Here is an 11,305-nt window from a genome sequence, read left to right as displayed (position 1 = left end):
CCACGATTCCCGAACGCAGAGATCAACGGGCCAACCGGCAACGACGCGGCCAGGCCGGTGGGCGCCCGCCGGCCTTCGACGCCAGCATTTACACACGCCGCAACATCGTCGAACGCTGCTTCAACCAACTCAAACAACACCGAGCCATCGCCACCCGCTACGACAAAACCGCCCAGTCCTACCAAGCCATGATCGACCTAGCCACACTCCTCATCTGGCTTTGAGGACACCCCCTAGGGGTTCGACGGCAGGATCTCCGGGATTTGGCCGGAGGTCGTCGGCTCGGCGCGCCCATAGCGTGCGGTCGAGGGCAATGATCGGGATCGGCCGCGCCGAGCAGGGGGCCCGCCGGAACCGGCGGAACCGGCGCGATCGATCCCCGCACGACGACGTGGGGGAGAAGATCCATGCACGCCAGAGCCGCCGAGTACCGCGGAGCGCTCGCCGCGCTGTCGGTGAACGCGTCCCTGGACGACGTTCTGGAGCGGGCCGAGCAGCACGACGCCGCTGCCACGACCGCGGCCGAGCGGGCCGGAGCGCAGTTGGCCATCGCCGAGGCCTGCCGCCGCTTGGGCCGCGTCGAGCGCGCCGAGGCCGCTTGGCGGGCCAGCTACCGGACGGCGCGCGACGCCGGCGATCACGCTGCGGTGGCCTGGGCGCTGTGGAGCGGTGGCACCCTGGCCCGGCAGCGCGGCCGCTACGCGCTGGCGCACCGGTGGCTGAGCTCGGCCGCCGAAGCCGCCGAGCGCGGCGCCGATCGGGTGGCTCGCGGGTACGCGCTGGCCGGGCTGGCCGAAACCGGCCGGGTGCAGGGCGATTTCGCCGGGACGCTGCGGCTGCACGAGCAGCTGCTGGCCGAAGCGCGGGCCGACGGCGAACCCCGGCACGTGGTGTGGGCGCTGGAGGGGATCGCGCAGATCCACCGGCACTCGGGCGATCACGACGCGGCGCTGGCCATGTTCACCGAGGCCTGCCGGATCGCCACCGAGGGCGATGACCGGCGCGGCCGGGCGTGGGCGCTGCGCGGCATCGCCGACCTGACCTCGCTGCGCGGTGAGACCGAGCGCGCGCTCGCCCTGCTCGCCGAGGCCGAACCCATCTGCCGCGAGATGCGGTTGGAGAGCGCTCTCGCGTACAACCACAAGATGCGCGGGAACGTCCTCTACCGGGCCGGCCGGTACGCCGAGGCCGAGCGGGTGTACCGCGCGACGGTCGACGAGTTCGACGGGATCTCCGAGCCGCGCGGGGAAGCGCTGGCGCGCCTGGGGCTGACCAAGAGCCGGGCCAGGCAGGGTGCCCCGGCGCCCCAGGTCGAAGCCGAACTGCGCGAGCTGCAGGACCGCTTCACCGCCAGCGGCCTGCACCACGCCGCGAAGATGGCCGAAGCCGCCCGCCAGGAGCTCCTGGGCTAGGAGCCGCGCGGAACGGTCGCGCGGGAAGTTCAATCGCGCGCGAAGAGCTGCGGCCTTCGCCAACGGACGAGACCTCGCACCGCGCGGCGTCCTCGTCGGAACGCGCCGCGCGGCGCGAGGTCTCGGTGGTGGTGCGGGGTCAGGCGACTCGCACGCTGATGTCGACGTTGCCGCGCACCGCGTTGGAGTACGGGCAGACCTGGTCGGCGGAATCCGCCAGCTGCTGGGCCTGCTCGCGGGGGACGTCGGGGATCTCGACGACCAGCTCGACGCTGAGGCCGTAGCCGCCCGCGTCGTTGGGGCCGATGCCGACCTCGGCGGTCACCGACGAACCGGTGATGTCCACCTTGGACTTGCGCGCGACCAGTTGCAGCGCGCTGTGGAAGCAGGCGGAGTAGCCGGCGGCGAACAGCTGCTCGGGGTTGGTCGCACCGCCCTGGCCGCCCATCTCCTCGGGCACCGCCAGGTCGAGGTCGAGCACGCCGTCGGACGAGCGGGTCCGGCCGTCGCGGCCACCCCCGGTCGCGGTCGCCTCTGCCGTGTAGAGCGTCTTCATCCTCGGTCCTCCCGTTCCTCGGTCTCCCGTTTCGCCGCCGCGTCCAGCGCAGCGGTGAGCTCGTGCAACGTGGACCGCAGCTCGACCGCGTCGGCGATCTCCATGCCGGTGGCGGAGATGACCCGCTCCGGGATCCCGCGCGCCCGCTGCCGGAGGTCGCGGCCCTCGTCGGTGATGGCGACGGCGACCGACCGCTCGTCCTCCTCGCTGCGGTGGCGGACCAGCAACCCGCGCGCCTGGAGTCGTTTCAGCAGCGGCGACAACGTCCCGGAGTCCAGGCGCAGCGCGGCGCCGAGCTCCTTGACCGTCAGCGACTCCCGCTCCCAGAGCACCAGCATCACCAGGTACTGCGGGTAGGTGAGCCCGAGGTCCTCCAGCAGCGGCCGGTACAGGTTCGTGAACGCCCGCGACGCGTTGTACAGCGCGAAGCAGAGCTGGCGATCCAGCGTCGATGTCGAGTCCGCAACCACGCCAGGAACGGTAGCGCACGATTTGATTGTGCGCAATCTAGTTGGGTGCAACTGATCGGTGCCCGCCCGATCCTGCGGCGTCCGCTACCGCCCGGTGGGCAGGGGTTCGTACTGGTGCTCGGGGCGGCCGCTCGCGCCATAGCGGAGGGTCATGACGGCTTGTCCGTTCTGCGCGAGGGCGGCGAGGTAGCGCTGCGCCGTGGCCCGCGAGATGCCCAGCTCGTCGGCGATCTCGGCCGCGGAGCGGGCGCGTCCGTCGTTGCGCAGCGCGTCGAGGACCAGCTGGGTGGTCAGCGAGGAGCGTCCCTTCGGAGCCGTCGGGCGGTCGCCCTCGCGCAGCAGCCGCATCGCGCGGTCGATCTCCTCCTGGTCGACGGCGTTGCCGGTCACCGGCAGGCGCGCGTGGAAGCGGGCGTAGGCGTTGAGGCGATCGGCGAGCTGCTCGGCGGTGAACGGCTTGATGAGGTAGTTCAGCGCTCCCGCCGCCAGGGCGGAGCGGACGGTCGCCGGGTCCGCGGCCGCGGTGAGCACGATCGCGTCGGTCTCCAGCTCGGCGAGCAGCGCCACGCCGTCCCGGTCGGGGAGGTAGTTGTCCAGCAGGACGAGATCCGGGTTCTGCGCGTCGACGAGCTCGCGGGCCTGCGCCGCGGTGTGCGCGGTGCCGAGGACGCGGAAGCCGGGGACGCGATCGGTGAACTCCGCGTGCACCTGCGCCACCCGGAAATCGTCCTCGACGACGACCACTCCGATCACGACCGCGCCTCCTCGCCGGACGGGGAACCTGCTTCCAGGGCGGTCGGCAGCACCGCCACGAACAGCGCGCCGGACCGCTCTCCCGAGCTTGCCACGCGCACGTCCCCGCCGAGACCGCGCGCCGCCTGCCTGCACAGCGCGAGCCCGAGGCCGTTGCCCGGCGGGTGCTTGGACGACACGCCTTCGGCGAAGATCTCCTCCCGCCGCTCCTCCGGCACGCCGTCACCGGTGTCCACGACGGACACGTGCAGGGTGGTGCCGTCGGCGAGCAGATCGACCTCGACGCGGGCGGGTCGGGCGGTTCCCGCTCGCGCCGCGTCGATCGCGTTGTCGACCAGGTTGCCCACCACGGTCGTGACCTCGACGGGCGCGACGACCGCCGAGGGCACCCAGCTCGTCTCGCCGAGCTCCAGCTCCACCCCCTTCTCCGCGGCCACCGACTTCTTGGCCGACAGGAAGGCCACGAGGTAGGGGTCGCGCACCGCTTCGGCCGCCGGGCCGAGACCGGTGATCTCGCCGTGGGTCAGCGCCTGCACGTACTCGACCGCCTCCTGGGGCCTTCCGGTCTGCAGCAACCCGGACAGGGTGTGCAGGCGGTTGGTGAACTCGTGGCGCTGCGCGCGCAGCGTGTCGGTCATGCTCCGCACCTTGTCCAGCTCGCGGTTCAGCGACTCGAGGTCGGTGCGGTCGCGGAGGGTGAGCACGCTGCCGAGCTCGACCTCGCCGCGGGTCACCGGCCGGTGGTTGGCCACCAGCACGCGGTCGTCGGTGAGGGTGATCAGGTTGTCCGCCTTCCGGCGGCTCTCCAGCAGCTCGCGCAACCTCGCCGGGACGTCCAGGGCGGACGCCGCGGTGCCGACCTCGATCGGGGTGTTCAGCAGGCGCTCGGCCTCCTGGTTGCGCACCGACACGCGGCCCGCGGCGTCGACGGCGAGCACGCCCTCGCCGATGCCGTAGAGCACCGCTTCGCGCTGGCGCACCAGTTCGGCGAGCTCCTGCGGTTCGAGCCCGAGCGTGCGGCGCTTGAGCACCCGGGTGAGCCACGCGGCCCCGGCGATGCCGACGAGCAGCGCGCCACCGGTGAACGCCGCGGTGGTGCCCAGGAGCCGGAGCAGCGCGACGTCGACGTCCTCGGCGTCGAAGCCGACGCTGACCTGCCCCAGCACCGCGCCGTCCGGGCCGCGCAGCGGCACCTTGCCGCGCGCGGAGAGCCCGAGCGTGCCGCGCTGCACGTCGACGACCTCGTGGCCGGCGAGCACCTTGCGCGGATCGGTGCTGACCGGCTCGCCGATCTTCTCGGCGTCCGGGTGCGACAGCCGGATGCCGTTGCGGTCGGTGACCACGACGAACAGCGCCCCGGTCGCCGCGCGGGCCCGCGCGGCCTGGGTGCGGACTCCGGTCTGGTCGCCGCGGGCGACCGCGGCCACCAGATCGGCGTCGGTGGCGATCACGCGGGCGGCGGTGAGCGCGCGCTGCTCGTACTGGTCGACGAGGTGGCGGTCGAGCAGCGAAGCGACGAGGAAGAACCCGATCGTGGTGACCAGAGCGATCAAGCCGATCAGCAGCAACAACGCCTGCCGCGCGAACCGCATCGGGCGGTGGGGCATCCCTCGACGATACGCGGTGAGCAAAACGCGCAGAACGATGTGAACGCGGAATACGCGAACAACGTCGACAACTCTCGTCACGGTGAACGGGCTCACCTAACGTTCCCCGGAACGCAACGGCGCTGCAACGAGGACCACCGCAGGTCCGCACGGGAGGAGGACGCGTTGATCGCGCTGCTCGGCTTAGGCATGGTGACCGTTTTCCTCTACCTGGTGATGAGCAAACGGCTCTCGCCGATGGTTTCGCTGATCGCGATCCCGATCGCCTTCGCCGTGATCGGAGGCTTCGCGCCGGACCTCGGCGACATGATCACCGAGGGGATCAAGTCGGTCGCCCCCACGGCGGCGATGCTGCTGTTCGCGATCCTGTACTTCGGCATCATGATCGACGCCGGGCTCTTCGACCCGATCGCGCGCGGTGTTGTCCGGTTGACCCGCAACGACCCGCTGCGCCTGATCATGGGCACGGTCGCCCTGGTGGCGCTGGTCTCGCTGGACGGCGACGGCACCACCACGTTCATGATCACGGTCTCGGCGCTGCTGCCGATCTACCGCAGGCTCGGCGTCAGTCCAGTGGTGATGACGGGTCTGGCGTGCTTGACCAACGCGGTGCTCAACGTCGTCCCCTGGGGCGGTCCCGCGGCCAGGGCGGCGAGCGCGCTGCGGCTGGACCCGCAGCAGCTGTTCGTCCCGATGATCCCGGCGCTGGCCGCCGGGCTCGCCACCGTGTTCGTCGTCGCCTACGTCCTGGGCCTGCGGGAGCGGGCTCGGCTGCGCACCGCCGCACCGGTGCTCGTCGGCGCGGGAGGTCCCGGCGCCGGCGACGACGGCCCGGTCGACGGCGGATCGGCCGACTTCGACGTGCTCGCGCCGGACCGGGAGTCGTTGCGGCCCAAGCTGTACTGGTTCAACGCCGGCCTGACGATGGCGATGCTCGTCGCGCTCATCGTCGGCGTGCTGCCGATCGCGGTGCTGTTCATGATCGGCTGCGCGCTCGCGCTGATCGTCAACTACCCGCGGCTGGACCAGCAGCGCGACCGGATCGCCTCGCACGCGGACAGCGTGGTCGCGGTGGTGGCCATGGTGTTCGCCGCCGCGGTGTTCACCGGGGTGCTCTCCGGCACCGGGATGATCGAGCAGATGGCGGAGTTCCTGCTCGTCGCGCTGCCGGACGCGCTGTTCCCGTACTTCAGCATCATCGTCGCGGTGCTGAGCGTTCCGTTCACGTTCTTCATGAGCAACGACGCGTTCTACTTCGGCGTGATGCCGATCCTGGCCGAAGCCGGCGCCCAGCACGGGATCGGCGCCATGGAGATCGCCCGCGCCTCGCTGCTCGGGCAGCCCATCCACATGCTCAGCCCGCTGGTGCCCGCGATGTACGTCCTGATCGGACTGGCCAAGGTCGACCTCGGCGACCACCACCGCTTCGCGATCAAGTGGGCGCTGCTGGTGTGCGCGGTGGTCATCGCCTCCGGCTTCGGCCTCGGCCTGATCGCCGTGCACTGAGGACGGCGGCGCGCTCGCTCGCGGGGCGCCGCCGTCACGGCGTGACGATGGTGAAGTCCGGATCGGGATCGCCGAGGTAGCCGAAGAGCTCTGCCAGGAGCTCGGCGTCCCCGGTGATCTCGGCGCGGTCGCGAGCCGCGAGCTCGCCGGGGGTCGTCGTGCCGAGCAGGACCTCTCGCAGGTCCTGCTCGGTCAGGGCGACCTCGACGTCGGGGTCGCCTGCGGCGGGCCCGGTTCCGGTCACGTGGGTCAGCACGCCGTTCCGGAGCCGCTGGTTGTGCGGCCGGCCGTCGCGGACGTTCCAGCGGACGGCGATGTCGGCGTTCCAGCTGCGCGGCCCGTCGACGCGGATCGCCAGCGCGTCGAACAGCTGGTCCAGGCTCAGCGCGCTGAGCATGTCCGGCGACGTGGTGACGGTGGGCGTGCCGACCCGGCCGTGGCGCAGCTCGTGGGCGCCCATGAGGTAGAAGTTGCGCCACGGTCCGTTCTCGCAGCCGTAGCCGAGCTGTTCCAGGGCCTCGGCTTGCAGCGCGCGGGCCGCCTGGTGGTCGGGCCGGGCGAACAGGACGTGGTTGACGACCTGCACGACCCATCGGAAGTCGCCCTGGTCGAAGGACTCGCGTGCGCGCCGGACGACTTCGTCCGCGCCGCCCATGAACTCCACGTACCGCTGGGCGGCTTCGATCGGTGGGTGCTCCCAGAGGTGGGCGGGGTTCCCGTCGAACCAGCCCATGTACTTCTGGTAGACGGCCTTGGCGTTGTGGCTGACAGAGCCGTAGTAGCCGTGGGCGTGCCAGGCGCGCTGCAGCCCGGGTGGCATCTCGAGCTCCTCCGCGATCTCCAGCGGAGTCAGCCCCCGGTTGAGCAGGCGCAGCGTCTGGTCGTGCAAGTAGGAGTAGAGGTCGCGCTGGTCGGTCAGGAACGCGATGACGCGGTCCCGGCCCCACGTCGGCCAGTGGTGCGAGGCGAAGGCGACCTCGGTGCTGTCGCCGAACAGATCGATGGTCTCGGTGAGGTAGCCCGCCCAGTCGTGCGGGTCGCGGACCTCCGCGCCGCGAAGGGTGAGCACGTTGTGCAGGTTGTGCGTGGCGTTCTCGGCCGTGCACAGCGCCCCGTGGTCCGGGAAGTGGATGTTGAGCTCGGCCGGCGCCTCGGTTCCGGGGGTGAGCTGGAAGACCATCCGGACGCCGTCGACCGTTTCGGACTGCCCGGTGGTGGTGATGTCCGCGGTCGGCGGGATCAGGCCGACCGAGCCGGTCGAGGTCGTCTGGCCGAGCCCGGCACCGATCTGCCCGCGCGGTCCCTTGGCCAGCGCCGCCCCGTACATGTACGCCGCGCGGCGTGCCATCGCGGTTCCCGCGTAGATGTTCTCGCTGACGGCGTGCGACAGGAAGCCCTGCGGGGCGAGCACCGGGATGCCCGCGGCGAGCTCGTCGTCGGCGACGACGCCCCGGACCCCGCCGAAGTGATCGGCGTGGCTGTGCGTGTAGAGGACGCCGGTGACCGGCCGGTCGCCGCGGTGGTGGCGGTAGAGGTCGAGGGCCGCCGCGGCCGTCTCCGCCGACAGCAGCGGGTCGATGACCACGATGCCGCGGTTGCCCTCGACGACCGTCATGTTGGACAGGTCGAAACCGCGAACCTGGTAGATGCCCTCGACCACCTCGAACAGGCCGTGCTGGACGCACAACCGGCTCTGCCGCCACAGGCTGGGATTGGCGGTGTCCGGGCAGTCCTCGGCGACGAAGTCGTAGGCCTCGAGGTCCCACACGACGGTGCCGTCGGAGTCGCGGATGACCGGGTCTCGCGCGGTGCCCACGAACCCGCGGCGAGCGTCGTCGAAGTCCTGGGTGTCGTCGAAGGGCAAGCGCTCGCGCGCTGCCGCGTTGCTCGCCGCGATCTCCGGTTGCGCGGACCGGGCATCGGAGCTCTGGAACATCGCGACCTCCCCATCGGCGGATCCGGCGCCGCCGCAGCGCGGTTGGTGACCGCTTGCCATCGTCACCGGCGGTCCCGGGCCACGCCACCGGAGCGCGTTCGGGCGGCGTCGCGAGCGCCGCGGAGGGATGATTCTCCTCCGGACGTGCGACCGGTGCGCTGGGCGTCGGTCCCGTGCGGTCGTGAGGAGGTGCAGACGATGAGCGGCTCCCCGGTGCTGCAGCGCGTGCGCGCCGTTCCCGCGCGGGTCTGGCTGGGCTTGGCGCTGCTGGTGGTGGCGGTCGGGTTCATCTTGCAGAACCGGTCGGACACCAGGATCGAGATCTTCACCCTGTCGATCTCCGCGCCGCTGTGGTTGATCCTGGTCGTATCGGTCGTCGTCGGCGTCCTGATCGGGCTCCTCCTGCGGCGGCGCCGGACACCGTGATCCGCGCGACGCAGGTCGACCCCTGCGCGACTGACACGCTCGGGTGAAAATTCGAGGGGAATGCGCGGTCGGCCGCGCTCGTTCGCGGACGGCGGACGAACCGACGCCCCCGTCGAGCTGAGCCCCGAGGGCGCGTTCGTCGCGATCCGCATCGTGCTCGGGGCTCGTCGGGACGGGCTCCGGCCCCGTCTCGAGCACCGTCCGCTGAACCCCGCCGGCTGCGCCGGGCGCGACGTGCCCGGCGCAGCCGCATCGGTCACGAACCGCCGCGGTTGAGCGCGGAATGGCGGCGGCCGTAGGCGAAGTAGATGACCAGTCCGATGAGGAACCAGAGGCCGAAGCGCAGCCAGGTCTCCGGGGCGAGGAAGCTGATCAGCCACAGCGAGAAGCCGATCCCGACGATCGGCACCACGGGCATCCCGGGGCAGCGGAACGTCCGGGGCAGCTCGGGCCTGCGGTAGCGCAGCACGATCACCGCGGCCGACACGACGATGAACGCGAGCAGGATGCCGATGTTGGTCAGCTCGGCGGCCTCGCCGATCGGCATGAGCCCGGCGATGAGGGCCGAGGCGATGCCGACGATCCACGTCACGCGGGTCGGGACCTTGCGCACCGGGTCGGTCTTGGCGAACCAGCGCGGCAGCAGCCCGTCCCGGCTCATCGCGAACCACACGCGGGTGACGCCGAGCATGAAGGTGAACATCACGGTCAGGATGCCCACGATCGCGCCGCCCGCGATCAAGCTGGCCAGTCCGGGCAGGCCGACCGAGGCGAAGGCCGTGGAGAAGCCGCTCTCCGGGTTGATCTGCGAGTAGTGCTGCATGCCGGTGAGCACCAGGCAGGCCAGCACGTAGAGCACCATCGAGATCGCCAGCGAGTACACGATGGCCTTGGGCATGTGCCGCTGCGCGTCCTTGGACTCCTCGGCCGCGGTGCTCATCGCGTCGTAGCCGAAGACCGCGAAGAACACGGTGGCCGCTCCGGTGACCGCGCCGCCGGGGCCGTAGGGGAAGAACGGCTGGTAGTTGCCGGTCTTGATGTGGAAGAAGCCCACCGCGACCACGATCAGCACGATGGCGATCTTGAGGACGACCACGGCGCTCTCGAACCGGGCGGCGCTCTTGATGCCCCGCGTCAGCATGAACGCGATCAGCAGGCACAGCAGCGCGGCGAAGACGTCGAAGCGGTGCCCCTCGCCGGTGCCCGGCGCCCCCAGCATCCACACCGGCAGGTCCAGGCCGATCTGCTCGAGCAGGAAGCCGAAGTAGCCGGAGATGCCGATGGCCACGACGGCGACGATCGCGGTGTACTCCAGCAGCAGGTCCCAGCCGATGAACCAGGCCACGATCTCGCCCAGCACCGCGTACCCGTAGGTGTAGGCCGAGCCGGCCTTGGGGATCAGCCCGGCGAACTCCGCGTAGGCGAACGCCGCGGCCGCGCTGGCCACACCGGCGATCAGGAACGAGATGACCACCGCGGGTCCGGCGGTTCCGCTGGCGACCTCACCGGCGAGCGAGAAGACGCCCGCGCCGATGATCCCCCCGATCCCGATCGCGGTCAGCTGCCAGAGTCCGAGCGTTCTGCTGAGCCCTTCGCCACCGCCCTCCTCGATCTCCTCGATCGGCTTCCGGCGAAGCGACGACCTTCGCAAGCCGTCGTGCTCCAGGGTCATGCAACCTCCTTCACTCGCACCACGGGCCGCTCTCCGCTGAGGGCCGCGATGGCCGCGCTGAACCGTACGGAAATCGCTTGCTCAGTACGGTTGGCCGTTGCGATGAAAATCGCCGGGCTTCGTTGTCCGGCTCGACAACGACGTGGTGCGAACATCGCGAAACCGGCGCGCAGCGCGGTGATTCGGGCGAAGGCGACGTGCGCGGAGGAATTGCGCGATCCAGGACGAGTCGTGCGAATCGATCGGCGGGTGCCGGGTGTTCATCCATTGGATGGACCAACTGGAGCGGAGTGGCGCCGACCGCGACGGGCTCTCCGGGAACCCGCCGAACAGGCTGCGCCTGGGCGCTTCTGTGGGTCGAAAGTCCTGATCAGCGCGCCGCGCGGCGCCGGTTGGGGGATGCTGGACGCAGGCACCTCATCGACGGGAGGGGGCGATCGGGATGTCGAATCCGGACACGGAGAAGCAGACCAACGCGGGCTCGGAGCGCGTCGAGCCGCGCGCGCCCGAGCAGCGGCGGGAATGGGCGATGGCGCACGCCGGAGCGGGCGCCGGCGGGTCGCGCTGGTTGGCCTTCGGCGGTTGGATGCTGCTGCTGGCCGGCGCGTTCAACGTCATCGCCGGACTCACGGCGCTCTTCCGGCCGGACTACTACGTGGTCGCCGGTGGGGAGCTGCTGGTGTTCGGCTTCGGCGCCTGGGGCTGGATCTGGCTGGCCTTCGGCGTGCTGCAGGTCGCGGCCGGTGCGGGTTGCCTGGGCGGGATGCGCTGGGCGCGGATCACCGGGATCGGACTCGCCGGTCTCTCGGCGATCGGGCACCTGGCGTTCCTGGCGGCGTTCCCGCTGTGGGAGTTCGCCGCGATCGCGCTCGCGGTGCTGGTGATGTACGCGCTCGTCGTCCCCGACGAGGACGCGGTCGCCTGACCCGCGGTCCCGCTGCTGGCGGGGTCGGCCCGCGTGGTGGAG

Annotated in this window: 11 protein-coding genes; 5 read left to right on the top strand and 6 right to left on the bottom strand. The window is 71.3% G+C overall.

All coding sequences use genetic code 11. The features are described 5' to 3' along the window. The coding region (locus ACFQRI_RS26720) for a transposase (protein WP_380669905.1) at positions 1-224 on the top strand (224 nt) is incomplete at its 5' end. A gap of 183 nt (positions 225-407) precedes the next feature. Next, positions 408-1,412 (top strand): tetratricopeptide repeat protein, encoded by a 1,005-nt coding sequence (locus ACFQRI_RS26715; RefSeq protein ID WP_380673363.1) that lies wholly within the window; start codon positions 408-410, stop codon positions 1,410-1,412. A 139-nt stretch (positions 1,413-1,551) separates the two neighbouring features. Here the strand turns inward: ACFQRI_RS26715 and ACFQRI_RS26710 are convergent, their stop codons facing one another. The 4 genes from ACFQRI_RS26710 to ACFQRI_RS26695 all read right to left on the bottom strand — a co-directional run bounded on the left by ACFQRI_RS26710 (position 1,552) and on the right by ACFQRI_RS26695 (position 4,798). After that, positions 1,552-1,968 carry an organic hydroperoxide resistance protein gene (locus ACFQRI_RS26710; protein ID WP_380673361.1) on the bottom strand — a complete coding sequence of 139 codons (417 nt, stop codon included), beginning with the start codon at positions 1,966-1,968 and terminating at the stop codon, positions 1,552-1,554. Next, a complete protein-coding gene (locus tag ACFQRI_RS26705) occupies positions 1,965-2,438 on the bottom strand; it encodes a MarR family winged helix-turn-helix transcriptional regulator (protein ID WP_380673359.1) in 474 nt (157 codons plus the stop codon). Before ACFQRI_RS26705 ends, ACFQRI_RS26710 begins: the two co-directional genes overlap by 4 nt. A gap of 84 nt (positions 2,439-2,522) precedes the next feature. Then, positions 2,523-3,191, bottom strand: a complete 669-nt coding sequence (locus tag ACFQRI_RS26700; RefSeq protein ID WP_380673357.1) for a response regulator — start codon at positions 3,189-3,191, stop codon at positions 2,523-2,525. Next, a complete protein-coding gene (locus tag ACFQRI_RS26695; protein ID WP_380673355.1) occupies positions 3,188-4,798 on the bottom strand; it encodes a sensor histidine kinase in 1,611 nt (536 codons plus the stop codon). Before ACFQRI_RS26695 ends, ACFQRI_RS26700 begins: the two co-directional genes overlap by 4 nt. 165 nt (positions 4,799-4,963) lie before the next feature. Between ACFQRI_RS26695 and ACFQRI_RS26690 the strand changes: the two genes are divergently transcribed. Further along, on the top strand, positions 4,964-6,304 hold the full coding sequence (locus tag ACFQRI_RS26690; protein ID WP_380673353.1) for a CitMHS family transporter: 1,341 nt from the start codon (positions 4,964-4,966) through the stop codon (positions 6,302-6,304). Between the two features lie 34 nt (positions 6,305-6,338). Here the strand turns inward: ACFQRI_RS26690 and ACFQRI_RS26685 are convergent, their stop codons facing one another. Continuing rightward, entirely contained in the window at positions 6,339-8,240 is a 1,902-nt protein-coding gene (locus tag ACFQRI_RS26685; protein ID WP_380673351.1) for an alkyl/aryl-sulfatase, read from the bottom strand. Between the two features lie 198 nt (positions 8,241-8,438). Here ACFQRI_RS26685 and ACFQRI_RS26680 point away from each other — a divergent pair, with 198 nt between their 5' ends. Then, positions 8,439-8,666 (top strand): DUF1049 domain-containing protein, encoded by a 228-nt coding sequence (locus ACFQRI_RS26680; RefSeq protein WP_380673349.1) that lies wholly within the window; start codon positions 8,439-8,441, stop codon positions 8,664-8,666. A gap of 256 nt (positions 8,667-8,922) precedes the next feature. On the opposite strand, the gene ACFQRI_RS26675 is transcribed toward ACFQRI_RS26680, so the two are convergent. Then, positions 8,923-10,338, bottom strand: a complete 1,416-nt coding sequence (locus ACFQRI_RS26675) for an amino acid permease (protein WP_380673347.1) — start codon at positions 10,336-10,338, stop codon at positions 8,923-8,925. A 442-nt stretch (positions 10,339-10,780) separates the two neighbouring features. Here ACFQRI_RS26675 and ACFQRI_RS26670 point away from each other — a divergent pair, with 442 nt between their 5' ends. After that, on the top strand, positions 10,781-11,263 hold the full coding sequence (locus ACFQRI_RS26670) for a DUF7144 family membrane protein (protein ID WP_380673345.1): 483 nt from the start codon (positions 10,781-10,783) through the stop codon (positions 11,261-11,263). The last annotated feature ends 42 nt before the right edge of the window (positions 11,264-11,305 follow it).

It is taken from the genome of Saccharopolyspora griseoalba, assembly GCF_042665275.1.
GTDB lineage: Bacteria > Actinomycetota > Actinomycetes > Mycobacteriales > Pseudonocardiaceae > Saccharopolyspora > Saccharopolyspora griseoalba.
This window is presented reverse-complemented; position numbering and strand designations above follow the sequence as displayed.